The organism is Bacillus sp. 5mfcol3.1 (assembly GCF_900114335.1).
In the GTDB taxonomy this organism is placed as follows: domain Bacteria; phylum Bacillota; class Bacilli; order Bacillales; family Bacillaceae_G; genus Bacillus_A; species Bacillus_A thuringiensis_S.
In genome coordinates, this window is the sequence record NZ_FOST01000001.1 from 258,073 (window position 1) to 282,341 (window position 24,269).

Sequence of the window (24,269 nt, forward strand, 5' to 3'; positions counted from 1 at the left end):
TTTCTATAACGTTATGTGGGGTATTTTGCTTGTAAATTATGTCGGAATTTGTTTGTAAATCGATATGTTGTGTCGAACCGTTGATATATTGAAAGAAACAATCGATATATTTGAAAAATCGTTGATATATCCAAAAAACCGATGATATATTTACATTTATACTAGGTGGGGTATGTTGCCCGGTGCGCAAAAAATAGATGCAATCTATTACTAATAGATTGCATCTCTTTTTTAGTTTGCTCGCTCTGCATGTTCATAAGCTTTCTCACCATGCATCGAAATATCAAGTCCCATATGTTCCTCGTGCTCATCTACCCGAACAGGGAGGAAGAAGTTAATAACTTTAATAATGGCATAAGTCATTATTATTGTGAATGCATATGTTGCTCCAATTGCTACCAGTTGTTTAAACAGTAAAGCGGCATTTCCGTAAAATAATCCGTTCGCACCATCCCCGTTTACGGTAGTAGTTGCAAATAGTCCTGTTGCAATACCGCCCCAAGTTCCTCCGATACCGTGGCATCCAAAGGCATCAAGTGTATCGTCATACCCGAATTTTGTTTTTAAGAAGAAAACGGCGCCAAAGCATAATATACCACCAATTGCTCCGATAAGAAGAGCGGAGAAAGGTGTAACGAACCCGCAAGCTGGTGTAATAGCGACTAGACCAGAAACAACTCCGCAAGCAGCTCCCATCGCAGTCGGTTTTGATTGGAAGAACCATTCAGAAAGCATCCAAGTTAGAGCGGAGGCAGCAGCGGCTATATTTGTATTAATAAATGCAGTTAAAGCTACGTCGTTTAAGGATAATGCGCTGCCGACGTTAAAACCGAACCAGCCAAACCATAATAAGCCTGCGCCTAACATTGTAAATGGCAAATGGTGAGGAGAAGAACCATTTATGTTTTTTCGTTTTCCAAGGAAAATAGCTAATACAAGACCAGCAACTCCGGAAGTGATGTGAACGACGTTTCCGCCAGCGAAGTCTAGTGCACCAAGTTCCCTTAGCCACCCGCCGACGCCCCATACCCAATGAGCGACAGGATTGTAAACGATCGTTGTCCATAGAAGGATAAAAATAAGAAAGGCAGAAAATCGCATTCTTTCAGCGAATGCACCTGAAATTAAAGCTGGAGTTAAAATGGCGAACATGAGTTGAAACATCATGAATAAATTGTGAGGAATAGTAGATGAGTAGTCTGGATTTGGTGCGTAGGTAACTCCGTTTAGACCGAACCAATCAAGTGTACCGATAAGCCCGTGCCAATCTGGTCCGAATGATAAAGAATAGCCGATAACAATCCATTGAATCGAAACGATAGCCATTGCGCTATAACTATGCATCGTTGTGCTGAGTACATTTTTGCTGCGAACCATACCTCCATAAAAAAGTGCCAATCCTGGTGTCATCAACATGACCATTACTGTCGTCACAAACATAAAAACTGTATCTCCCATATCCATGATCTCTCCTCCTGTAATGTTAGAAAAAATAACATCTATTTGTTATGTTTCATATCATATTCGAAATTAAACTAAAAATCAACTAAAAATTCAGAAAATTATATGCATGATGTCATAAAAGCTAACATGAATTATTTTGTGAGGATTAAAATCGACATATGCGTTTCATTCGGATAATTGGTATAATATTCTTACAATTAAAAAGCTTGGGGGATGCGTGTGGGAAAAATACGGACTAGGAAACTATTCATTTGTTTTTGCTTAGCTGTTGTTTTGTTTGTACCAATACATACTTTTGCAGACGAAAAAAGAGAGTGGCGAGATGAAGTTATATACTCCATTATGATTGATCGCTTCAATAATGGAGAACCGAAAAATGACAAACAGTTAGAAGTTGGTAAATTAGAAGGGTATCAAGGAGGGGATATAAGAGGAATTATAAAAAGGTTGGATTACATAAAAGAAATGGGTTTTACTACCGTTATGCTTTCGCCACTTTTTGAAAGTGGAAAGTACGATGGATTAGACGTGCGAAATTTTAAAAAGGTAAATGAACATTTCGGGACAGACAATGATGTGAAAGAACTTGTAAAAGAAGTTCATGCAAAAGGAATGAAAGTTGTATTTCAATTTCCGCTTGGAGAAAACGAACAACAGGTAATTGACGCAATGAAATGGTGGATAAAAGAAGTTGATTTAGACGGAAGTTATGTTATACATAGTGAAAAAAAGCCGCGTTCCTTTTGGGATGACGCGCAAAAAGATATGCAAGTGATAAAGAAAGATTTTCGTATTATGACAAAGGAGGATAGCGAATACAACGAAAAAATAGTAGAATCGTTTTCTAAAGCAGATGTATCGGTGAAATCGTTATACGATGTGAGTAAAAAAGAAGGAGAATTTGTTACGTTCTTAGATAATCAAGAAACAAAAAGATATGCGCGTATTGCAAAAGAAAATATGTATTATCCGCCATCACGTTTAAAACTGGCGCTTACTTATTTGTTAACATCACCTGGAATTCCGAATTTTTATTACGGAACTGAAATTGCATTAGATGGAGGAAGTGTACCCGATAATAGACGATTAATGGATTTTAAGTCAGACGAAAAATTTATGCAGCACATAACAAAACTAGGTGAACTTAGACAGGTGAGACCGTCTTTACGACGCGGTACGTTTGAGCTACTGTATGATAAGAGCGGTATGAGCATACTAAAACGAAAATATAAAAATGAAGTAACTTTAGTAGCAATTAATAATACGAAAGAAACACAAAAAGTCTCCTTACCTGCAAGTACGATTGGTGAAAAACAAGAGTTAAGAGGATTGTTGCAGGATGAAATTATAAGAGAGGAAAACGGGAAATTTTATCTCGTTTTAAAGCGTGAAGAATCAAACGTGTATAAAGTTAACGGAGAAACAGGTGTGAATTGGTTATTTATCTCCTTAATCGTTGGGGTGAATGTATTATTTATTGCGTTTTTAATTGCAGTTAAAAGGAAGCGTAGATAAGATGAGAAGTTGCTGGCTCTATGTTCATGTCTTCTTATTGTATATGTAAGTTTGTTCGGTGGCGCGATAGTGTTTATTCTGTTGGTATGAAATTTCTTAAGAGAAACGATGTGAGAATGAAAACGTCCCTAGTGAGAGGAGGGCCAGGTTAGGAAGAGGATTTTCTTCCTAACCTGTTTTTTGTGTTAGCACCGATAGGGAAGAATCTTTGAAAAATCAATAATTGCAACTATATTAATTTTACATTACATTAAAAGTTAGAGAATACTCTTATACTAATACAGTGCTAAATAGTAGGTGGGAAAATGGAGTTTTACGATTTGGGTATTACCATTAAAGAGCTTAGAATTAAAAAAAATATATCACAATCCGAATTATGTCATGGAATATGTTCGCAAAGTCAAATTAGCAAAATAGAAAAAGGTGTGATTTATCCATCTAGTATATTGTTATATCAATTATCAGAAAGACTTGGTATTGACCCAAATAATATATTTGCATTAACTCAAAACAAAAAACTAAAATATGTAGAAAATGTAAAATGCGTAATAAAAGATTGCTTAAAGCAAAAACAATACAAAGAACTTTATGAAATCGTGAAAAAAGAGAAAGATGAAAAAAATTTCCAGGCAAAAGAAGATAAACAATTTCTCCTATGGCATGAAGCAATTGCTGTATTTGAGGTGAACAGATCCATAAAAACTGCTTTAAAGCTTTTAAATAATGCATTAAAACTAACTTTAACCAATGTTGATTTTTTATCAGAAAGAGAAATAGATATTATGCAGACAATGTCTATATTTTATGCGGAAAATAAAGAATATGATAAAAGTATTACTATATTAGGAAGATGTTTAACTAATTTTAATAAGTTAGATTTTCCGAGAGATAAAGCGATTAAATTAAAAATCATTTTTAATTTAGCGAAATGTTTAGGTATGACCTATCAATATGAAGAAGCGGTAAAATACATTGATAAGGGCATCAAATTAGCTATTAATCTAAATACTCTATACTTATTAGGTGAACTTTACTATTTAAAAGGATGGAATTTATTAAGATTTAAACAACAGAATGAAGAAGATATTGCCAATAACATGAAAAAAGCATTATTTATATTTGAACTAACAGAAAAAGAAAATCTGATAAAAATGGTTAAAGAAAAATATTTTGAAAACCAAACTGAAAAAAGCCACTCATAATACATTTGGAAATCACTTGAAATATAATAAAACCTACAGGGGAAATCCCTGTAGGTTTTACACTTATAAACTTGCTTCTAAAATATTAGTGTTTAATATAAATTTTTGAATAAGAGTTTACTTAGTGTACTTTTTATTTTGAAGTCTGCATCTTTATTAACAATTTATGCTTCTTTTTAATTACATCCAAATATTGTTAAGATTGAGATGATTCAAGTCGGAGGAAGGCACTTTGAGGTGTCTTTTTTTTATGACCTTTATCATTAACTATTTAATGTTTTTTTAAATGATTACATGACATATTTTTTTTGTACCAAGCTTTGTTGATACAGTTAGACTTATCCGTTAGTGTATTCGTATTATTAGAACATCCTACAGTATTTAGGGAGAATGTGGCCAATAAAAACCATAATATTAATTTCTTCAAATAACCACTTCTAACTCTTTTTTAATTAACATTTTTTAAAATACTTATTAATTTTACATTACATTAAAGGTTGGAAAATATTCTTATACTCATAAATTGTTACGTTTTGGCGAGGAGAGGAATTATGAGTTATAGCAATTTTTAAGATGACTTTGGCCTAGGATGTAATTACTAAGAAAAGTAATTCAAATCGAAGGGAAAACGTCTTAAGGTGTCTTTTCCTTATTTTCAATTTACTTAGCGATTTTTACCGCACATACCCTTTTTCTATGGTTTGTTCTTGTAATATTGTCTCTGCAGGGCTAAAAAGAAAACTCCTCTAATTAAGAGGAGTTTTTTTAGCGGTAGTTAATGAACTGTACGTCGATTGGTAAATCAGCGCTACGAACAGCTGCGATTACGGCTTGTAAGTCATCACGGCTTTTCGCTGTAACACGTACTTGATCGTCTTGTACTTGTGTTTTTACTTTTAATTTCATTTCTTTAATGATGTTGTTAATTTTTTTAGCGTTATCTTTATCGATACCTTGTTGGAGTGTTGCGCGTTGGCGAACTGTGTTGCCAGTTGCAGCTTCAACTTTTCCGTAATCTAAGTTCTTAATTGGAACGTTACGTTTTACAAGTTTAGAAATTAAAACGTCTTTTACTTGGTCTAATTTGAACTCGTCGTCAGAAGTTAAAACTAGTACTTCTTTTTCTAATTTAATATCACTTTTACTTCCTTTAAAGTCATATCGGTTTTGGATTTCTTTTAATGCGATATTAATTGCGTTTGTTACTTCAGGTAATTCTACTTTCGAAACGATGTCAAAAGAACTATCTTTTGCCATAGTTAGCACCTCCAAATAAATTTCTAATCTTGTTATGTACTGTACATACTAAAGTATAGCTGAAAACGAGTCTAGACTTAAGTGTTTTCGTACTTATATTCATGGAACCTCATTTTATTATAGTGAATTTTGGGCAGTTGGACAAATACAGGAAAAATCATGTTATAATTAACTTTTGTTTGGAATGATAAAAAAGATAATTTTATATATATAGAAGGGAATTAAAAAATATGTATTTGCAAATAGGATCGATTGAACAGGTAACTGTTTTACGCGAAACGGAAATCGGATATATGGTTGGGAATGAAGAAGAAGAAATTTTCCTACATAAAAACGAAGTAGCTGGAGAAATTGAAGAAGGTGATACGATTGATGTATTCTTATACCTTGATCACCAAAATCGTATTTCAGCAACAATGAAGGAACCGATTATTACAACTTATGATTGGAACTGGGTAAAGGTTGTAGAAGTCATTCCTAGTTTAGGTGTGTTTGTTGATATTGGTGTATCAAAAGATATACTAATTCCAGCTGATGAATTCCCAATTTATATGCCGGTATGGCCAGAAGTTGGAGACGAATTATATTGTACGTTAAAATTAACGAATCGTGATTGTTTAATTGCTCTTCCAGCAAGAGATAGTGATATGCAAGAAATCGTTGTAGATGCGACACCATCTATGCGTAATAAAAACGTAAATGGACGTGTATATCGTTCGCTTCAAGTTGGTTCATTCGTACTAACTGATGAGCATTTCCGTGCTTTCTTACACCATACAGAAAGAAAAGAACAAGTCCGCATCGGTCAGCGTGTAACAGGACGTATTATTGACGTAAAAGATGACGGTACAATTAACATTTCACTTCTTCCTCGTAAAGAAGAAGGAATGGAAGACGATGCTGCAGTAATTTATGCATATATGGAAGAACGAGGCGGAGCAATGCCGTTTTGGGATAAGAGCCATCCGGAAGATATTAAAGAACGCTTTAACATGAGTAAAGCTGCATTTAAGCGCGCACTTGGTAAATTGATGAAAGAAGAAAAAGTTTACCAAGAAGAAGGTTGGACTTACTTTAAGAAATAAAGTAAATGAAAAAAGAACTATTCTTTCTCTGAATTTTTAAGAGAAGAGATAGTTCTTTTTTATTATAAAGTAGATAAAAAGTAAATAAAGTGTAATAAAACGTTTAATCTACAAATATTTTACTGTATTTATAAGGAAAAAGGAATATAAAATGGTAAATTGTCGTAAAATATACATTTTTAGAAAAATGTCACAATATTGTCGTTTTTATGTTGAAGCCCCTCGGAAAATTCTTTAAATTGTTAATTGTAAGAATAAAACCGATGCGAATTAGGGGTGAATGTATGGAAAAGAAGCAAGTTAAGAAAAAGTGGTATAGGTACTTCATACAGCTTATGGTAGTTGCATTAATTGTTACTTCTATACCGATGAATGGACTGGCGGAAACGGCACCGCCGTTTACACCGTCGCCAAATTCAGAACCAAGTCCACAAGTAGAACAGAAAGACGAGAAGGAATTACCAGCTCCACATCCAGATCAGATAAAACAAAAAAATGCCAATGCAAAAGCTAAGCCGACTGAAGTTGTAGAAGAACGGACGGAGACAGAAAAGGTTTTTGATAATCAAGATGGTACGTTTACTAAAAAAATATATACTGAACCAATTCATGCAGAAAAGAATGGGAAATTAGAAGAGGTTTCTACTAATTTAGTAGAATCACCAGATAAAAAAATCGTAACAGAAAATACAGCATTAAAGCCGAAGTTTGAGAAAGTAGTAAAGGATGGAAAGTATGTTCAATTCGAAGTGGATGGACATACGATTCAGTATGAATTGACAGGCGCACGTGGTGAAAAGGGTGAATTAAAACCGACAGCTGTTACAGCGTCGCATGAAGAGAATACAGTATGGTATAAAGGGATTTTTCCAAGTATTGATTTAAAAAGTACAACATTTAATGAAAATGTAAAGGAAGACTTTGTACTCCATCAATATACAGGGCATCACATTTTTTCATTCGAATTACAGACAGATTTACAGCCGAGTTTAAAAGAAGATGGTTCTATTATTTTTCAAAATGAAAAAAAGGAGAATGTATTTGTACTACCAAAGCCTTATATGGCTGACTCAAATATTAATCAAGAATCCGGAGAAGCTGTTACATCTCAAGATGTGAAATATGAGATAACTCCTGCTGGGGGGAAGAAATACAATTTAACAGTTACTGCAGATCCAAAATGGTTAGAATCAGCCGAACGTAAGTATCCTGTTTTTATAGATCCTTCGGTTACGGTAAGGGGATTTGAAAATGCGTATGCATCAAGTGCAGATCCTAATATTAATTATTCAGGCGGTAGTTTATGGGATGAAGGACAAAAGGCATATACGTTAAAAGTCGGTTATTTTAATGCAGGAACAGGCACAAATGATGCTTTTATTAAATCTGATATTTCTAATTTAAAAGGTGCAACAATTCAAAGTGCAACATTTCATACGTATGCTATATGGCATTATTACGGAGATAGCCCAAATGGTGTATGGCTTGATGAAGTAACGGGAAATTGGAATGTTTCTAATATTAATTGGAGTAATAAGCCAGGATCAAATAATATTGCTCAAGCAAATGTAGGTCGCGGGAAGTGGGCGCAATTTAATGTAACAAATACAGTAAAAGCGTGGGTAGATGGAACGAGACCGAATTACGGCTTCAAATTACATGCTAACGGAAATGGACAGACGCATTGGAAGAAGTTTGTCGCAGCTCAAAATGGTTCGAATGCGCTATATTTAGCGGTTAATTATTCATATGAAAAATTGAATAAACCGAGGGTACAAGCGTATTCGAATGGAACTGGAAGTGAAGCAGGGCATTTCAATATACAATGGGACGCAGTTCAAGGTGCAAAAGGATATAAAGTTGCCATTTTTAATGGATATGACTATGAATATATTCCTGTCGGAAATGTAACAAGTTGGAGTACGAAAGATAAGAAAATCTTCCCTACACAAGATGAAATAAATGCAGGGAAATTTGAGTTTCATAAAGATGGAAAGGGGACGGATTTTTCCGTAAGCCCTGGCCCAATGTACAAAAATGCTTATTTGGCAGGTAGCCCATATGGGGATTATAGTTCAGCTCGTGGGTACTGGATTCGAATCGTAGCGGAATATCCATACGGTGATAGTCCGTTGTCTGATGAAACAGTTTCCTATGTTCCGCTAGAACAAGTAAAGAGGCCAGCTGGATCAGCTTATACAAATGGGCCAGGTAGTAATACAGGATATGTATCAGTAAAGTGGGATCCTGTTCCAGAGGCAAGTGGTTATAAAGTATGGATTTATAACGGGAAAGACTATGAAGCATTTGATGTTGGTAATACAACAACATGGACAACGCAAGGACAAAATATTTGGCCGACAGAAGCGGAAATTTCTAGTGGGAAATATCAACTTCATCATGACCAAAAAGGAAATGAGCTTTCGCTAGATCCATCTCCAGTCTACCGCAATTCTGGTGGTATATATGGTGGTTCCAAAAACTATTGGTTCCGAGTAACAGCGTATAGTAAAGCGGGTCATGCAGAAAGTGAAATTTCACAAGAGTTTACACCAACTTTTTCGAATGACGTTTCTTGGCTTGGCACGAAAGATTATTGGGCAGCAGTGAATGTAATTGGTGGAAAGGTTACTGCTATTAATGGGAATTTTGTTATGGATGAGACGGATTTTAATCTGTCTGGAAAAGGCCCGAATGTATCTATTGATCGAACGTATAATAGTCAAGATACCGGAACTGGTTTATTCGGGAAAGGCTGGCATAGTTCATTAGAAGAAGTGATGAAAGAAGAATCTTCTGGAAATATTTTATATACAACGAGAGACAAATCCACATTACTATTTACTAAAACAGGTGATAATCAATATCAAGCACCTAATGGTGTTCATTTAGAAGTAAAGAAAATAGCTGATGGATTTGAATTAAAAGATAAAGATCAATCCGTTATAACATTTTCAAAGCAAGGAAAAGTACAACAAGAGAAAGATAGCTTTGGAAATGTTGTGAAGTATGAATATGATACAAATCAAAGGCCGATTAAGATTACAGATGCATCAGGACGTACTATTACTATTACGTATACAGGGAAATTTGTTTCTCAATTTATAGGGCCAGAAAATAGCACTGTAACGTTCGAATACGAAAATGATCAGTTAGTAGGATCCACGACACCAGAAGGAAAGAAGTATCGTTATGGCTATGAGAATGGAAAACTACGTTATACGTTTGATCCGAAACATACGGAAACAAAACCATATAAAACGACATATACGTATGAAAATAATAAATTAGTAAAGGTAACAGACCCGCTAGGAAAGGAATCTGTATTATCTTATAACGATGCAGCTAAAGAGGTAACGTTGAAGGATGCTAAAGCTCGTAAAACGGTGCATAGCTATAATCAAGCTGGTAATCCAGCAAAAATAGTTGTAGATGCAGAGCATTTAAAGTTAACGACAACATATGAATATAAAGCGAATCACTTGGAGAAAACGACAACGAAAACCGTCGTATTGAAAAAAATGTAAACGGACAAGTAACCCGTTACTTCTACGATGGTGACAGCATTAACCCGCTATACGAAACAGACGGGAACGGAAAAGTCCTCCGTCAATACGTTTACAACAAAGACGGCGTCCGCCTAGCAATGAAAATCCAAGATCAATCGGTATACTACCACTACAACCCGCGCGGTGACGTAATAGCAATGACCGACAAAGATGGACAAATAGTCGCAAGCTATGAATATGATGCATGGGGTAACGTCTTAAAGAGCGAAGCAAAAGGAATCGCAGCAGACAACCCATTCGGATATGCGGGATACATGTATGATAAAGAGATTGGTATGTATTACTTGATCGCGAGATACTATAACCCAGACCATGGTGTGTTCTTATCGGTGGATCCAGATACGGGTGATAGTGATGATCCAGTGACGCAGAATGGGTATACGTATGGTGATAATAATCCGGTGATGATGGTGGATCCGGATGGGCATTGGGCATATCGCTTTTGGGGTACGACGCCGATGCCGTATCATAATAATCGGACAGCATATGCACATGTTAAGGGAGTTAAGTCTGGGTTGATTGCGGTAAGAGATAGTTATGCAGGATTTGTTGGGTTTGGAAATGTAATGAATAAGTTGCTAACTTTTGGTGTGGGGGCAAATTATGGATGGAAAACATCTAAAAATAACTCGAAAAAGAAAATTGCAAACTTATCTCCTGGACAGCGTGTTGCAAAACAGCAAATCATAAAAAATACAGTGAAATCAGCGGTTAAAGGAGCATTTTTTGTTGCCAGTAAAGCTGTTGGGGGAATAGGGCTGATCCCGGACTTGGTAGTTTATGTAGATGGATATTATAAAGGATATAAAAAAGGGTATACGGAGTATAGACCGAAAAAAACTAATTCTAAGAAAAGAAGGAGATAGATTAGTAAAATGGAGACGACACATATAATAATTGGTATATATAATGTTGTTTTTATTATAGCTGCATCGGTGTTTATGTTAAAAAGGAAAAACTATCGAGCTGTAATAGTGTTAGTAGTATGTCTCATATATACAATTCTAGTAAGTTTTACTTCATATATGTCGTTCTTTGGTTACACAATTAACACGTTAATTGTAATTTTTCTGGGTATTATTTTCTTCTTAGCTAGTATTTTTGAAAAAGAAAAATAAAGTAAAGTTGATTCAGTGTATCTCAAAATTTAAACAGTTAGTTTGATTTTGGGATACACTTTTTTATTTAAAATTACTTATTCTTCTATGACGGTAATAGAAGCAATCCATGAGGAAAAGGGAGTTATGATAATGCAAGATAATGTACTAGAAAAATTAATAAAACGACTTTCCGTATTATCCACTGAAAAAGAACGTGAAATATTAGCGGTGGATTTAAATGATATATATGAGAGTAGTAAAAGTTTTGAAAAATTGTTTGAAAATATTATGAACTCACAACAGTCTAAAGAAGACTTAATAGATGCGTTAATTGAAGTGGAGATAGAATTAGATCACATCAATTGGCATTATAAAAGCTTGAAGAAACAGTTAAAAATATTGATGAAAGATTAAAAAGCACAACCTTATGTAAAAAGATAAGGTTGTGCTTTTTTAATTTCCTTGCGGTGAAACAAGAGTAAACGTATCTTTCAAATCACTATCATTTATTTTAATATTTGCCTTTTTTAATTCCTCTTGTAACAATTTTTTGCTGAATACAGGATCAGCAGTACGTTCTTCCTCTAAGTTTTTGCGAATAGAGTTTTTTACCTCATCGTAAGGTTTTAAATCTTTTTTATCAGTTAATTTAATAACGTGATAACCGTTTGATGATTTTACGGGATTGCTAATTTGTCCAACATTTAGTTTGTAGGCAGCCCTTTCGAATTCAGGAGCCATTGTACCTGAATTGAAGTATCCAAGGTCTCCGCCTTTATCTTTTGATAGTAGATCTTGTGATTCTTGTTTTGCTAATTCTTCAAATGAAGCACCAGCATCTAGTTTACTCTTTATTTCTTTCGCTTCATTTTCGTCACTTACTAAAATGTGACTCGCTTTAATTTCTGGCTTATAGTGGTCTTTTACGTCTTTCTCTGTAATGCTTTTCTTAATCGCTTCATTCATAGCAAGTTTGAACTTAATTTGATTTTTGAAATCCTCTTCATCTTTTAAACCATTATTTTCTAATACTTTTTTGAATTGATCTCCATATTGTTTTTTTACTTTTTCTACTTCTTTATTTACCTCTTCATCAGATACTTTATATTTTTTTGTGATGACGTCTTGTGCCATCATTTCGTATAGCATGTCTTTTCCGTAACGATCTTTCAATTGTTTTTCGAAGTTATCCTTTGTAATGGTCGAGTCTGTTGCTGTAGCGACTGTAGCTGAGCCGTTTTTTTGTCCGCAAGCAGATAACATCAATATACTTATTAGTGCAGTAATAATGAAAATATGTTTCCCTCTCATGCCAACACCTCATCCGAATATGTTATCGCTATTGTAGAATATAGAAGTGAACATGAAGTGAATTTTTAATGTTTTTTTCCTTTAAAATGTAAAAAAGTACATCAACATAATTGTTGATGTACGATGGAATCAAAGGTGATCGGTCTTTTTAGAGTATGCACGTTTACCTTGCTGAATATTTTTTTGCTCTTGCTCATTTTTTTGTGTGCGTTTTGCGTTATTATCGCGTGCTTTTTTGTCGTTATCACTCGTATGTGGCATATGTATCAACTCCATTTCTAAACGTTGTACGTTTATCATTTCCTTTTTCGTAAAGACTATGTATAGCGGTGCATTTATGAAGGGTAAAGGTGGATTCGAAATGGATTTGAAGTTGAATTATACTGAACTTATAAAGAAGTTAATCGTTGTAATCATCGCAGGTTTATTAAACGCGATTGGGATGAATTTATTTTTAACGCCAGCAAAAGTGTATGCGAGCGGCTTTGCTGGATTGTCTCAATTATTATCACAAATATTAGGTGATTTTTTATCGATTCACATATCTACGGGAGTATTGTTTAGCTTATTTAATATTCCTGTCGTTATTTTAGCGTGGAAAAAGGTTGGAAAGGCCTTCACCTTTTTTAGTTTTCTTTGTGTTATATTTATGACTCTGTTTCTAGAAATCATCCCTGTTAGAGCGGTTTCGAATGATATCATATTAAATGCGATTTTTGGCGGGATTATTTCGGCAATTGGAGTAGGGATTGCTTTAAAGTGGGGTGCTTCTACAGGTGGATTAGATATTATCGCCATGATTTTATCAAAAATAAAAGATAAGCCTGTCGGTACATACTTTTTCTTTTTTAATGCAATTATCATTATCGCTGCTGGCTATGTATATGGATGGGAAAAAGCGTTGTATACGCTAGTGACTTTATATGTATCAACGAGAATTATTGATGCAATTCATACTCGTCATGTAAAGATTACAGCATTAATTGTTACGAAGAATGGGGCAGACGTAAGAAAGGCGATTCACTCGCGATTAGTAAGAGGGATTACAACGATACCAGCAACAGGTGCTTATACGAATGAAAATAAAGAAATGTTAATGATGGTTATTACCCGTTACGAGTTATACGAATTAGAGAGGATTATTAGACAAGTGGACCCAGGTGCATTTACAAATATATTGCAAACAGTTGGGGTGTTCGGATTGTTTCGGAAAGATTAAAGAGGACCAAAGTTGGTCCTCTTTTTTAATGTAAATTCGTAATGTTTTGCAATTGCTCTTGCATTTCACGGAGCTGAACTTTTTCAGCAGTTGAAGAGTTTGCGTAAGCGGATTGCAAAGCATTTTTTGCTCTATACACGAGATCTTGTTGCTCAGTACCGCTTGAACAAGATACGGCATTTTCAACAGCATCTCTAGCTTGTTGGAATAGTAAGTTCCCCATTTAAACCCCTCCAAAAGAAGAGTTACTTCTTGCTTTTTCTGCCTCAGCTAATGTACCTCTGTACGGGAATCTTGCATCATGCTTCATAACAGCATCGGCTCCTTGTTGGATAAAACGTTTTGATTTGTTCTTTTTACCCATTCGAAAAACCCCCTTTATTTAGCTGAAAACAATCGACGCGATGTCTCTTGCGTCTACTTATAGTATGGACATTTGGCAGGAAACTATAAGTAGGGAATTTTTAGATTACAACCCAAGAACCTCTTCTAAATATAAAGCGATACCATCTTCTTCGTTCGTTAACGTCGTATGGTTTGCGAGTGATTTTAATTCAGGGATGGCATTCCCCATTGCGATGCCGTGACCAGCAAATTCAATCATTTCAAAATCATTATCTTCGTCACCGAAAGCGATAATTCGCTCTTGTGGAATGTTGTAATGACTAGAAATTTTTTGTAATCCAACCGCTTTATTTAATCCGCTTTTCACAATCTCAATAATCGGCCAAGGTGCGCCCCATTTTCTATGATCGATTACTTCCGCGTGCATATCCGTTAAATGTTGACGAATTGCAGTGGAATGCTCGTCATGTGCATCAATTAATAAGCAAGTTGGATGATCGTTTAAAATATTTAATAAGTCTCCCGTAAAAATCTTAGGAGAGCCGAATTCGAAAATATGTTTTTTATCTTCATCAATTTCACGAACATACACATCGTCCATTACTTCCGCGTATATATTTTTTACGCCGAAATCAAAGCAAGCTCGTACAATTTCTTGCGCTGTTGCTAGCTCAAGAGGAGAGTGATGTGTTCCCCAGCTTGAATCAAGAGGATGATGTACGTAAGCACCGTTAAAGTTTACGATAGGTGTGTTAAGAGCAAGTTCTTTATAGTAATCATAACTAGCACGGAATGGACGTCCTGTTGAAATAACAACAATATGTCCCTGTTCCTTTGCTTTTGCAATTGTATGTTTCGTTCGAGTGGAAATTATTTTGTTGTCTGTTAATAAAGTACCGTCTAAGTCTAATGCGATTAAATGTTGTTTGTTCATAATTTCACCTCTTATAATAATTTTTTTGTATCTATCTGTATTTCCGTTTTTAATATGCAGAAATAAGAGGTTAGACCTGGTGAAATGACCATAGATGAAAATTTCACTATATATCCATCTTACGTCTCAAAGTGCTGCGGTGTCTACTATTTCTCGTTGGAAATTAAGAAAAGTCAACATCTTTTTAGAAAGTTCAAACAATGTTTCTTTCATTATGTACAAATTGTGAAAAGGGTTACATTGCCCGTGTGATGAGACTTATAATGAACATGTAATCTTCTCGTATATGTTTGACTCTCCTTTGAAACTAGCCTAGAGTAGGTTGGTTTCTTTTTTTTCTACAAGTAGGAAAGAAATCCCTGCTTACGCTTGTGTCATTCATATATATGTACAAGAACGAGATGTAGTACTGTTTCCTAAACATGACAGAAAAGCTTTCTTTTAAAATGGATATACTAATGAGGCAAAGACGTCATGGAAGGAGAATGAAAATGGGACAAAATCGCAGGTTTCGTTCTGGACAAAAAGCGCCAAATGATGGGGTTTATGTAGAAATTGGTGAAACGGGAAGTATGGTGAAAAATCCGCAAATGGTACAATTAACTGCCGGTGAAAAGTTTCCAGATAATACGAATCATAACCGTCAGTGGACATATAAAAGAAAACCGTAACAGAAGCCGCAATCTTTATTGCGGCTTTTTTGTCATGACACATTATAATTTCATTTACCGTACTGTTTTGAGCAGCGTAATGAATGTTCCTGTTTTCTTTTTCCAATAATAAGTTTGAAAATACATAGGCAAAATTATTGTATAAAAAAGTCAGTTGGCGTATAATCAAATCAAAGGTCAAAGAAAGTCAAACTTTTGGAGGGCTGTAAAGATGGACTTAAATCAAATGACAACAAAAACACAAGAGGCGATTATGAGTGCCCAATCTTTAGCGGTATCTCATCATCACCAAGAGGTGGATACTGTTCATCTATTACTTGCATTATTAGAAGAGCAAGATGGATTAGCAGTACGTATATTTCAAAAAATGAATGTTGATATAGAAGCATTAAAGCAAGGTGCTGAAAGTTTAATTAAAAAGAAACCTTCTGTAACGGGGAGCGGTGCAGAAGTTGGAAAATTGTATGTAACGAGCGCTCTGCAACAACTGCTTGTAAGAGCAGGGAAAGAAGCAGAAAAACTGCAGGATGATTACATTTCAGTAGAACATGTGTTGCTTGCTTTTTCTGAAGAAAAAGGCGATATAAATCAATTATTTACAAGATTGCATATTACGAAAGATAACTTATTACAGTCTTTAATGACAGTTCGGGGGAATCAAAGAGTGACGAGTCAAAATCCAGAAGCAACTTATGAAGCGTTAGAAAAATATGGTCGTGATTTAGTGGCGGAAGTGAGAGCAGGGAAAATCGATCCTGTAATCGGCCGTGATAGTGAAATACGACGTGTAATCCGTATTCTTTCACGTAAAACGAAAAACAATCCGGTTTTAATTGGGGAGCCAGGTGTTGGTAAAACAGCAATCGTTGAAGGGCTAGCCCAGCGTATTGTGAAAAAGGATGTACCTGAAGGATTGAAAGATAGAACGATTTTTGCGTTAGATATGAGTGCACTCGTAGCTGGTGCGAAATTCCGTGGTGAGTTCGAAGAGCGTCTGCAAGCTGTATTAAATGAAATTAAAAAGAGTGAAGGACGCATTTTATTATTCATTGATGAACTTCATACAATAGTTGGAGCTGGTAAAACAGAAGGAGCCATGGATGCAGGAAATATGTTAAAACCGATGCTTGCGCGTGGTGAACTGCATTGTATCGGGGCGACGACGCTCGATGAATATCGCAAATATATTGAGAAAGATCCAGCGCTAGAAAGACGTTTCCAACAAGTATTAGCAGAAGAACCAACTGTTGAAGATACAATTTCAATTTTACGTGGATTAAAAGAACGCTTTGAAATTTATCACGGTGTAAATATTCATGACCGTGCGATTGTAGCAGCGTCAGTTTTATCAGATCGATATATTTCAGATCGATTCTTACCTGATAAAGCAATTGACCTTGTTGATGAAGCGTGTGCAACAATTCGTACAGAAATCGATTCTATGCCAACAGAATTAGATGAAGTAACGCGCCGCATTATGCAGCTGGAAATTGAAGAAGCGGCTCTTGGAAAAGAAACGGATCGTGGTAGCCAAGAGCGTCTAAAAACATTGCAACGTGAATTATCGGATTTAAAAGAAGTTGCAAGTGGTATGAGAGCAAAGTGGGAGAAAGAAAAAGAAGACATTCACAAAGTTCGTGACTTACGTGAACATTTAGAACGTCTGCGTCGTGAATTAGAAGAAGCAGAAGGTAATTACGATTTAAATAAAGCAGCCGAACTTCGTCACGGGAAAATTCCAGCAATTGAAAAAGAGTTAAAAGAAGCGGAAGAAATGGGCGCGCATAATAAACAAGAAAATCGTTTATTACGTGAGGAAGTAAGTGAAGAAGAAATTGCAGATATTGTTTCACGCTGGACGGGTATTCCTGTTGCGAAACTCGTGGAAGGTGAACGCGAGAAATTATTACGCTTAGAGCAAATCTTATCAGAGCGTGTCATCGGACAAGAGGAAGCAGTAAGCTTAGTGTCAGACGCAGTTCTTCGTGCTCGCGCTGGTATTAAAGATCCGAACCGCCCGATTGGTTCTTTCATCTTCTTAGGACCAACAGGTGTTGGTAAAACAGAACTTGCAAAAACGTTAGCGCAGTCTTTATTCGATAGTGAAGAGCAAATGATTCGCATTGACATGTCTGAGTATATGGAGAAACACGCAGTGTCACGCTTAATTGGTGCACCTCCTGGATATGTAGGATATGAGGAAGGTGGTCAATTAACAGAAGCGGTAAGACGTAAACCATATTCCGTTGTTTTATTAGATGAAATTGAAAAAGCACATCCAGAAGTATTCAACATTTTATTACAAATGTTAGATGATGGGCGCATTACAGATTCGCAAGGTCGTACAGTGGACTTTAAAAATACAGTTATTATTATGACTTCAAATATTGGATCTGCTCATTTACTAGATGGATTAGAAGAAGATGGTTCGATTAAAGAGGAATCAAGAGATCTTGTAATGGGACAATTAAGAGGACATTTCCGCCCTGAATTTTTAAACCGTGTTGATGAAATTATTTTATTCAAACCTCTTACAACGAATGAAATTAAAGGCATTGTTGATAAAATTGTAAAAGAACTACAAGGTCGTCTAGCTGACCGTCACATTACAGTAGAATTAACAGATGCAGCAAAAGAATTTGTTGTAGAAGCTGGTTTCGACCCAATGTACGGAGCTCGTCCATTAAAACGATACGTACAGCGTCAAGTGGAAACGAAATTAGCACGAGAATTAATTGCAGGAACAATTACTGACAATAGTCACGTAGTTGTTGATGTAGAAAATAACGAATTAGTCGTTCATGTGAAATAAAAATAAAAAAGAGTTCGGATAAAATCCGGACTCTTTTTTTAGTGTTGTTCTACTGGCTCGTTTGGAATTGCAGCTGAAATTGCTAGTACTAACACAGCAAGAACAACTGAGAAAATAGACGCTTGGTTAAAGTCGTATGTACCGCCAGTCATAGAGCCGATTACATAGCTCATCATATGTACAAGTAAGAACGACCAAATTAATGCCCAAATGAAACGCATATTTTACACCTCTATTCGTTCAATCTGTCCTTATTGTAACACAATTGAAAAAAGAATATAGAAAAATATTTGTAGATTTTTCAACGCAAATTTGCATTCCGTTCATACATTATAAAAGAGTACTTTTATATGTTTAGAAAATAAGGCGGGGGAAAAATGAGTATTACGGAACGTTTTTTTTACTTAGAAAAAGAACCATGTGTCATTTATTTACCGGAGAAGCCAAATGGATTTTCTGTTATGCTCCTCGGTGATTATAACTACTTTATTGAGAATGGTACAAGTTTATGGACACAACATGCGGGTAAATCTTATTTTTTACATGGTCTTATTGAGCAAGGCTACACGGTCTTTTCCTCTAATTTATACGGAAGACATTGGGGGAACGATCAATCTGTTCGTCTGGCAAAACGTTTATATGATGTTGTTTTGAGAAAAGAGACGTTAAATGCGAAGATGCACATTATGGCAGATGGTATGGGAGCGCTTGTGGCACTTGAAATGATGAACAAATATCCTGAATGTATTCGTTCTGTTGTTATGTTAAATCCGTGTTTAGATTTACCAGAATATGTGGGTTTTGAGAAAGAGCATAAGTTTTTTTACAAGAGACTCGTGAAGGAATTAAGTTTGGCGTATGATTCCAAAGAAGAAGAATTAGATTTAAAAATAAATAAGAAATCATTTACGCTTCTTCCATCTTGTGTACCTGTTAAAATTTTCGTATCAACACAAGAAAAAAGAGGAAGAAAACAGCAGTTGCGGAGATATGAGAAAATGAGGCAATTAAATCAATGTGATACTTCTGTCTTATTCCATCTGCAAGATGTGAAATATAAAATGGTTAGGCAAACGACCGATTTCTTTAAAAAATATGAAGAAGAATTGTGAAGCTCCCATATACATAAATGAGGAGCTATTTGTTTCAAAGGGAAAGGGTTGGTGGTATGGAACGCGTGCTGATAATAGGTGCACTTACGTTTGTAGGTTATCACCTTGTGAATAAAATGATCGCAGAAGAAGTAGAAGTGTATGGTCTTGATTTTGATGAATTCGATAGTATGACCAAAATTAATGAAGAGAAGTTATTGTTAATTGGGCGAAATGCGTTATTTACGTATTATTCGATAAGAGATGAAGATGGATGGAGATCGGTAGAGGAAGAGAGATTCGATACTGTCTACTTTTGCTTATATGAGCCAAATCAGCAATGTGGATTTCGGAATGAAAGAGTCATATTACAATATTTAAAGCGAATTATAAGAATGTGTGAAGAACAAAAAGTGAAGTTAAATTTAATTTCTTCTATTGAAGTAAGTAGTACAGGTGAATCCGAAAATAAGCGCCTATTTTTGAAAGTAGAAGAAGGATTGAAAAAAGGGAATTTAAAATATAGTGTATTTCGAGTTCCTACATTATATGGACCGTGGCAACCGTCCTTTATGATGTATCATCAGCTCATTTTATCAGAATTAGACGAGAAAGAGTGCCGTTGTACGAGTGAGGAAAAAGGAAGTGATTTGCTTTACATTGAAGATGTATGTGAATACTTATGGGAAAATGGAACGAACGGGGCGCATCTTGGTATATACAATTTACTTAGTGGTAAACAGTCATTATGGGAAAAAGGTATGAATCTTTTACGCGCGGATGATAAAGTAAATAAAAATAATAATGAAATAAGAGATGAGGCTATTGAAGTCATTTCGATAAAAAGAAATACTCCGTTAGAATACGGTTTAAATAAGCAACTGGCACACATGAAAAAATATAAAGAGTTATACGAAGAGTAGCACGCGTGTTACACTATTGTATGTGAAAGTTTTAATGGAGAGGAAGAGTATAATATGAACGAAAAAAGCATGCAGTTTTTACAAATCGCAATGAAGCATTTACCGGAAGCGAAGGCAATTTTAGATGATAACGGAATTGCACTTGATATGGAGAAGGCACAGCCGGTGTTAGAGTTGTTAATGAAAGTTATGAACGAAGCTTATGAGCTTGGGAAAGCAGATAAAGAATAAAAAGCATCTTTTTAAGATGGAAGAGAGGCCCGAACCGTGGATAGAAGCGGTCAGGGCCTTTTTTATTCTCGCCTGGGGGAAAATCAGAGATATGAATAGGATAAAGGAAAAGTAGTGAAGAGAACTCTCTAGTTTAGAAGAAAAGCAGATCAAGAATAAAATTCTTCTTTTTTGATGGAGGGGAGGCTCGAATCGTGAGTAGAAGCGGTTCGGGCCTTTTTATTTGGAATGAAACACGAAAAGGTATGATTCTGTTTCTTTTAATGAAAAATAAAGTGGATAATGCGTTAGCTTTCTGTTTTATGCGAAATATATTCTAGACAAAAATACATTTATGTTTTAAAATTAGTACCAAGTCATAATAATTGATATAAAACGGAGGGCTGCGATGTGAACGTGGGCATTTTAGGGATCGGAAGATATGTGCCAGAAAAAGTAGTCACAAATCACGATTTAGAGAAAATAATGGATACATCCGATGAATGGATTCGTACGAGAACGGGAATTGCAGAAAGACGCATTGCCGATGATACAATAGATACTTCATATATGGCCGTAGAGGCTGCGAAAAAAGCACTTGAAGATGCAGGGGTTAGCGGAGAAGATATCGATCTTATTTTAGTGGCGACAGTAACACCAGATCGTGCGTTTCCAGCAGTAGCTTGTGTCATTCAAGAAGCGATTGGAGCGAAACATGCAGCTGCAATGGATGTAGGTGCAGCATGCGCTGGTTTTATGTACGGAATGATTACAGCGCAGCAATTTATTCAAACGGGGACTTATAAAAACGTATTAGTAGTTGGTAGTGATAAGCTATCTAAAATTGTAGACTGGAATGATCGAAATACAGCGGTATTATTTGGAGACGGAGCCGGTGCTATCGTAATGGGAGCAGTTTCAGAAGGAAGAGGCGTTCTATCTTTCGAATTAGGAGCAGACGGAAGCGGCGGTAAGCATCTATATCAAGACGAGTATGTTATGATGAATGGCAGAGAAGTCTTTAAATTTGCCGTTCGTCAACTTGGTGAATCTTGTCTTCGCGTGCTGGATAAGGCTGGTCTTACAAAAGAGGATGTAGATTTCTTAGTACCGCATCAAGCGAATATTCGTATTATGGAATCTGCAAGAGAGAGATTAAATTTACCACAAGAAAAAATGAGTATGACAATTGAAAAGTTTGGTAATACATCAGCTTCTTCAATTCCGATTGCAATGGTAGAGGAATTGCAAAATGGACGTATTCAAGATGGTGATTTAATTATACTTGTTGGTTTTGGCGGCGGATTAACATGGGGAGCAGTCGCTCTTCGTTGGGGTAAATAAGGACTGAGAGAAAAAAAGGAGTGTATTTTGTATGGAAAAAAAGAGGGTCGTAATTACAGGACTAGGAGCTGTTACACCGGTCGGAACAGATGTTGAAACAGCATGGGAAAACATTAAAAAGGGTGTATCTGGAATCGGGCGACTTACAAGAATTGATCCAGAACTATTTCCAGCAAAAGTAGCAGCGGAAATTAACGACTTTGAAGTCGAGAAATATATTGATAAAAAAGAAGCGCGCCGTATGGACCGCTTTACACAATATGCAGTAGCAGCAGCGAAAATGGCAGTTGCAGATGCAAAGCTTGAAATTACAGAAGAAAATGGACCTCGAATTGGTGTATGGATTGGATCTGGTATTGGTGGTATGGAAACATACGAAGAACAATTTAAGATTTTTACTGAGAAAGGCCCGCGCCGCGTGAGTCCATTCTTCGTACCGATGATGATTCCAGATATGGCAGCAGGCCAAGTATCAATTGCAACAGGAGCAAAAGGAATTAACACTTGTTCTGTAACGGCTTGTGCATCTGGTGCAAACTCAATTGGTGATGCATTTAAAGCAATTCAGCGTGGTGATGCTGATGCAATGATTACAGGTGGAGCAGAAGCGCCGCTAACAAGTATGGCATTCGCAGGATTTAGCTCAGCGAAAGCATTAACATTTAATGAAGACCCAGCAACGGCTTGCCGTCCGTTTGATAAAAACCGTAGCGGTTTCGTAATGGGTGAAGGTTCAGGTATTTTAATTCTTGAAGAATTAGAGCACGCATTAGCTCGTGGTGCTCACATTTACGCGGAAATCGCAGGTTACGGTGCAACTGGTGATGCATTCCATATTACAATGCCTGCTCCTGGTGGTGAAGGCGGAGTGCGTGCAATGCGTCAAGCTTTAGCTGATGCAGGCCTACAGCCAGAAGATATTGATTACATTAATGCGCATGGTACAAGTACGGATGCGAATGAAAAATATGAAACGATGGCAATTAAAGAAACTTTCGGTGAGCATGCGTATAAAGTAGCAATTAGCTCAACGAAATCAATGACAGGTCACTTATTAGGAGCAGCTGGTGCTGTTGAAGCGATTTTCTCTATTAAATCAATTACAGACGGAGTAATTCCTCCAACAATTAACTATGAGACACCAGATCCAGAATGTGACTTAGATTACGTACCGAATCAAGCGAGACACCAAGAAGTAAATGCAGTATTAAGTAACTCATTAGGATTCGGTGGTCATAACGCAGTGTTAGTATTTAAATCGTATAAATAATAGATAAAATAAGGAGTTTTTCCGCATTATATTGCGAAAAAACTCCTTATTTATTTTTACGTCTTTTTCTCCTGTAGCATATACATAAGAAAAAGGAGGGATAAAGATGGGGATTGTTGAAACAGCTGAATGGCTACATTTATATTATGGACGGCCAGAGAAACTTTGTGAGAAATTTACGAAGTATATTCCGTTGCCAAAAGAAAGGTTGTATCGCTTTTTAATTTCAAAAGGGATGTATCGCCCGATCATGCGCGGGGAAAAGGAAATTAAAGAATTAGAGGAAAAGGAAATTTGGAAAGAGTTGAGCCTGGAGTATGATAAATTGAAAAATTGGTTGAAAGGTCCGGATGTCCCTGTCTTTATTTTATTATCAGATTCCTATAATCGAACTGTGCAAGAAGAGTATAACGGTAGGGCTGGATTATCTATGCGTCATGTTATTTTCTTATTCGTATGTGGACGGAATTCGGTAGAAGAATTAAAAGTGTTATTGGCGCATGAATACCATCACATATGCAGGTTACATCAAATTGAGACGAAAGAAACAGAATATACATTACTTGATACAATGATTATGGAAGGGCTAGCTGAGCAAGCAGTGACGGAAAGATATTCAGAAAAAAACAATGCACCGTGGACGGCGTATCTTTCAAAAGAAGAGGCTATTTATTATTGGAAAAATGTTGTACATGAAAGAATAAGTATAAAACGAGGAACAAGGGAACATGACATCTTATTAAATGGCTTTCACTCTTATCCGAAGATGCTTGGCTATGCGCTTGGATTTCATATTGTCAAAGATTGTGTAACTTTGGAAGGAGAAGATACACTTTCTTTATTATCTATAGATGCAAAAGAAATATTGAATAAAGCAAATACATTTCATATATAAAAAAACAGGGGCTCTATTTCCTGTTTTTTTTAGTATTAATAGAAGAAAAAAT

24 protein-coding genes are annotated in these 24,269 nt (G+C 35.9%); 16 read left to right on the forward strand and 8 right to left on the reverse strand.

Annotated features, from left to right (window positions below):
* Positions 1 to 231 precede the first annotated feature (231 nt).
* Positions 232 to 1,464 (reverse strand): ammonium transporter, encoded by a 1,233-nt coding sequence (locus tag BM089_RS01330; RefSeq protein WP_090975804.1) that lies wholly within the window; start codon positions 1,462 to 1,464, stop codon positions 232 to 234.
* Between the two features lie 213 nt (positions 1,465 to 1,677).
* On the opposite strand from BM089_RS01330, the gene BM089_RS01340 reads away from it, so the two are divergent.
* Together BM089_RS01340 and BM089_RS01345 are read left to right on the forward strand one after the other, a co-directional pair.
* Positions 1,678 to 2,979 (forward strand): alpha-amylase family glycosyl hydrolase, encoded by a 1,302-nt coding sequence (locus BM089_RS01340; protein WP_090976702.1) that lies wholly within the window; start codon positions 1,678 to 1,680, stop codon positions 2,977 to 2,979.
* Between the two features lie 305 nt (positions 2,980 to 3,284).
* Positions 3,285 to 4,181, forward strand: coding sequence for a helix-turn-helix domain-containing protein (locus BM089_RS01345; RefSeq protein WP_090975807.1), 897 nt, complete (start codon positions 3,285 to 3,287; stop codon positions 4,179 to 4,181).
* Between the two features lie 765 nt (positions 4,182 to 4,946).
* Here the strand turns inward: BM089_RS01345 and BM089_RS01355 are convergent.
* Positions 4,947 to 5,438 carry a YajQ family cyclic di-GMP-binding protein gene (locus BM089_RS01355; RefSeq protein ID WP_001040146.1) on the reverse strand — a complete coding sequence of 164 codons (492 nt, stop codon included), beginning with the start codon at positions 5,436 to 5,438 and terminating at the stop codon, positions 4,947 to 4,949.
* 230 nt (positions 5,439 to 5,668) lie between these two features.
* On the opposite strand from BM089_RS01355, the gene BM089_RS01360 reads away from it, so the two are divergent.
* From BM089_RS01360 to BM089_RS01380, 5 genes are all read left to right on the forward strand, one after another.
* Positions 5,669 to 6,523, forward strand: coding sequence for a CvfB family protein (locus BM089_RS01360; RefSeq protein WP_090975809.1), 855 nt, complete (start codon positions 5,669 to 5,671; stop codon positions 6,521 to 6,523).
* A gap of 284 nt (positions 6,524 to 6,807) precedes the next feature.
* Positions 6,808 to 10,050 carry a DNRLRE domain-containing protein gene (locus tag BM089_RS01365; protein ID WP_139213192.1) on the forward strand — a complete coding sequence of 1,081 codons (3,243 nt, stop codon included), beginning with the start codon at positions 6,808 to 6,810 and terminating at the stop codon, positions 10,048 to 10,050.
* A gap of 119 nt (positions 10,051 to 10,169) precedes the next feature.
* Positions 10,170 to 10,958 (forward strand): RHS repeat-associated core domain-containing protein, encoded by a 789-nt coding sequence (locus BM089_RS01370; RefSeq protein WP_254791351.1) that lies wholly within the window; start codon positions 10,170 to 10,172, stop codon positions 10,956 to 10,958.
* Between the two features lie 9 nt (positions 10,959 to 10,967).
* Positions 10,968 to 11,210, forward strand: a complete 243-nt coding sequence (locus BM089_RS01375; RefSeq protein ID WP_000450402.1) for a hypothetical protein — start codon at positions 10,968 to 10,970, stop codon at positions 11,208 to 11,210.
* Between the two features lie 132 nt (positions 11,211 to 11,342).
* On the forward strand, positions 11,343 to 11,606 hold the full coding sequence (locus tag BM089_RS01380) for a hypothetical protein (protein WP_139213239.1): 264 nt from the start codon (positions 11,343 to 11,345) through the stop codon (positions 11,604 to 11,606).
* A gap of 39 nt (positions 11,607 to 11,645) precedes the next feature.
* Here the strand turns inward: BM089_RS01380 and prsA are convergent, their stop codons facing one another.
* A complete protein-coding gene (gene prsA, locus BM089_RS01385) occupies positions 11,646 to 12,503 on the reverse strand; it encodes a peptidylprolyl isomerase PrsA (protein WP_001214215.1) in 858 nt (285 codons plus the stop codon).
* Positions 12,504 to 12,632: 129 nt separating this feature from the next.
* Positions 12,633 to 12,764 carry a DUF3941 domain-containing protein gene (locus BM089_RS01390; RefSeq protein ID WP_001120851.1) on the reverse strand — a complete coding sequence of 44 codons (132 nt, stop codon included), beginning with the start codon at positions 12,762 to 12,764 and terminating at the stop codon, positions 12,633 to 12,635.
* Between the two features lie 100 nt (positions 12,765 to 12,864).
* On the opposite strand from BM089_RS01390, the gene BM089_RS01395 reads away from it, so the two are divergent.
* On the forward strand, positions 12,865 to 13,722 hold the full coding sequence (locus BM089_RS01395) for a YitT family protein (RefSeq protein ID WP_000364432.1): 858 nt from the start codon (positions 12,865 to 12,867) through the stop codon (positions 13,720 to 13,722).
* Positions 13,723 to 13,747: 25 nt separating this feature from the next.
* Here the strand turns inward: BM089_RS01395 and BM089_RS01400 are convergent, their stop codons facing one another.
* The 3 genes from BM089_RS01400 to BM089_RS01410 form a co-directional block, all read right to left on the reverse strand.
* Complete coding sequence (locus BM089_RS01400; RefSeq protein ID WP_000527407.1) at positions 13,748 to 13,945, reverse strand: DUF3813 domain-containing protein; 198 nt, start codon at positions 13,943 to 13,945, stop codon at positions 13,748 to 13,750.
* Positions 13,946 to 14,086, reverse strand: a complete 141-nt coding sequence (locus BM089_RS01405) for a hypothetical protein (protein ID WP_000516816.1) — start codon at positions 14,084 to 14,086, stop codon at positions 13,946 to 13,948.
* Between the two features lie 105 nt (positions 14,087 to 14,191).
* Positions 14,192 to 15,001, reverse strand: a complete 810-nt coding sequence (locus BM089_RS01410; RefSeq protein WP_001041231.1) for a Cof-type HAD-IIB family hydrolase — start codon at positions 14,999 to 15,001, stop codon at positions 14,192 to 14,194.
* Positions 15,002 to 15,492: 491 nt separating this feature from the next.
* On the opposite strand from BM089_RS01410, the gene BM089_RS01420 reads away from it, so the two are divergent.
* Entirely contained in the window at positions 15,493 to 15,672 is a 180-nt protein-coding gene (locus BM089_RS01420) for a YjzC family protein (RefSeq protein WP_016082481.1), read from the forward strand.
* A 211-nt stretch (positions 15,673 to 15,883) separates the two neighbouring features.
* On the forward strand, positions 15,884 to 18,484 hold the full coding sequence (gene clpB, locus BM089_RS01425) for an ATP-dependent chaperone ClpB (protein WP_000365401.1): 2,601 nt from the start codon (positions 15,884 to 15,886) through the stop codon (positions 18,482 to 18,484).
* Between the two features lie 38 nt (positions 18,485 to 18,522).
* On the opposite strand, the gene BM089_RS01430 is transcribed toward clpB, so the two are convergent.
* Positions 18,523 to 18,705 (reverse strand): YjzD family protein, encoded by a 183-nt coding sequence (locus tag BM089_RS01430; protein WP_001211116.1) that lies wholly within the window; start codon positions 18,703 to 18,705, stop codon positions 18,523 to 18,525.
* 156 nt (positions 18,706 to 18,861) lie between these two features.
* Between BM089_RS01430 and BM089_RS01435 the strand changes: the two genes are divergently transcribed.
* The 6 genes from BM089_RS01435 (at position 18,862) to BM089_RS01460 (ending at position 24,217) form a co-directional block, all read left to right on the forward strand.
* The gene (locus BM089_RS01435; protein ID WP_000028690.1) at positions 18,862 to 19,596 is read left to right on the forward strand and encodes a lipase family protein; all 735 of its coding nucleotides are present in this window, start codon (positions 18,862 to 18,864) and stop codon (positions 19,594 to 19,596) included.
* A gap of 29 nt (positions 19,597 to 19,625) precedes the next feature.
* Entirely contained in the window at positions 19,626 to 20,498 is an 873-nt protein-coding gene (locus BM089_RS01440) for an NAD-dependent epimerase/dehydratase family protein (RefSeq protein ID WP_000487723.1), read from the forward strand.
* Between the two features lie 54 nt (positions 20,499 to 20,552).
* Entirely contained in the window at positions 20,553 to 20,729 is a 177-nt protein-coding gene (locus BM089_RS01445) for a ComZ family protein (RefSeq protein WP_001986215.1), read from the forward strand.
* A gap of 390 nt (positions 20,730 to 21,119) precedes the next feature.
* Complete coding sequence (gene fabH, locus BM089_RS01450) at positions 21,120 to 22,052, forward strand: beta-ketoacyl-ACP synthase III (RefSeq protein ID WP_001100533.1); 933 nt, start codon at positions 21,120 to 21,122, stop codon at positions 22,050 to 22,052.
* 31 nt (positions 22,053 to 22,083) lie between these two features.
* Entirely contained in the window at positions 22,084 to 23,322 is a 1,239-nt protein-coding gene (gene fabF, locus BM089_RS01455; RefSeq protein ID WP_000412656.1) for a beta-ketoacyl-ACP synthase II, read from the forward strand.
* Between the two features lie 106 nt (positions 23,323 to 23,428).
* Positions 23,429 to 24,217 (forward strand): DUF2268 domain-containing putative Zn-dependent protease, encoded by a 789-nt coding sequence (locus BM089_RS01460; RefSeq protein ID WP_053565023.1) that lies wholly within the window; start codon positions 23,429 to 23,431, stop codon positions 24,215 to 24,217.
* Positions 24,218 to 24,269 lie beyond the last annotated feature (52 nt).

What these genes read in the sequence shown, in the direction of transcription:
- BM089_RS01400 (WP_000527407.1), bottom strand. Translation starts at nt 13,945, where the DNA reads ATGGGGAACTTACTATTCCAACAAGCTAGAGATGCTGTTGAAAATGCC.
- BM089_RS01340 (WP_090976702.1), top strand. Translation starts at nt 1,678, where the DNA reads ATGCGTGTGGGAAAAATACGGACTAGGAAACTATTCATTTGTTTTTGC.
- BM089_RS01370 (WP_254791351.1), top strand. Translation starts at nt 10,170, where the DNA reads ATGAAAATCCAAGATCAATCGGTATACTACCACTACAACCCGCGCGGT.
- BM089_RS01435 (WP_000028690.1), top strand. Translation starts at nt 18,862, where the DNA reads ATGAGTATTACGGAACGTTTTTTTTACTTAGAAAAAGAACCATGTGTC.
- BM089_RS01375 (WP_000450402.1), top strand. Translation starts at nt 10,968, where the DNA reads ATGGAGACGACACATATAATAATTGGTATATATAATGTTGTTTTTATT.
- BM089_RS01460 (WP_053565023.1), top strand. Translation starts at nt 23,429, where the DNA reads ATGGGGATTGTTGAAACAGCTGAATGGCTACATTTATATTATGGACGG.
- fabF (WP_000412656.1), top strand. Translation starts at nt 22,084, where the DNA reads ATGGAAAAAAAGAGGGTCGTAATTACAGGACTAGGAGCTGTTACACCG.
- BM089_RS01420 (WP_016082481.1), top strand. Translation starts at nt 15,493, where the DNA reads ATGGGACAAAATCGCAGGTTTCGTTCTGGACAAAAAGCGCCAAATGAT.
- BM089_RS01380 (WP_139213239.1), top strand. Translation starts at nt 11,343, where the DNA reads ATGCAAGATAATGTACTAGAAAAATTAATAAAACGACTTTCCGTATTA.
- BM089_RS01390 (WP_001120851.1), bottom strand. Translation starts at nt 12,764, where the DNA reads ATGCCACATACGAGTGATAACGACAAAAAAGCACGCGATAATAACGCA.
- BM089_RS01365 (WP_139213192.1), top strand. Translation starts at nt 6,808, where the DNA reads ATGGAAAAGAAGCAAGTTAAGAAAAAGTGGTATAGGTACTTCATACAG.
- BM089_RS01430 (WP_001211116.1), bottom strand. Translation starts at nt 18,705, where the DNA reads ATGCGTTTCATTTGGGCATTAATTTGGTCGTTCTTACTTGTACATATG.
- clpB (WP_000365401.1), top strand. Translation starts at nt 15,884, where the DNA reads ATGGACTTAAATCAAATGACAACAAAAACACAAGAGGCGATTATGAGT.
- BM089_RS01360 (WP_090975809.1), top strand. Translation starts at nt 5,669, where the DNA reads ATGTATTTGCAAATAGGATCGATTGAACAGGTAACTGTTTTACGCGAA.
- BM089_RS01355 (WP_001040146.1), bottom strand. Translation starts at nt 5,438, where the DNA reads ATGGCAAAAGATAGTTCTTTTGACATCGTTTCGAAAGTAGAATTACCT.
- BM089_RS01405 (WP_000516816.1), bottom strand. Translation starts at nt 14,086, where the DNA reads ATGGGTAAAAAGAACAAATCAAAACGTTTTATCCAACAAGGAGCCGAT.
- BM089_RS01445 (WP_001986215.1), top strand. Translation starts at nt 20,553, where the DNA reads ATGAACGAAAAAAGCATGCAGTTTTTACAAATCGCAATGAAGCATTTA.
- BM089_RS01345 (WP_090975807.1), top strand. Translation starts at nt 3,285, where the DNA reads ATGGAGTTTTACGATTTGGGTATTACCATTAAAGAGCTTAGAATTAAA.
- BM089_RS01395 (WP_000364432.1), top strand. Translation starts at nt 12,865, where the DNA reads ATGGATTTGAAGTTGAATTATACTGAACTTATAAAGAAGTTAATCGTT.
- prsA (WP_001214215.1), bottom strand. Translation starts at nt 12,503, where the DNA reads ATGAGAGGGAAACATATTTTCATTATTACTGCACTAATAAGTATATTG.
- BM089_RS01410 (WP_001041231.1), bottom strand. Translation starts at nt 15,001, where the DNA reads ATGAACAAACAACATTTAATCGCATTAGACTTAGACGGTACTTTATTA.
- BM089_RS01330 (WP_090975804.1), bottom strand. Translation starts at nt 1,464, where the DNA reads ATGGATATGGGAGATACAGTTTTTATGTTTGTGACGACAGTAATGGTC.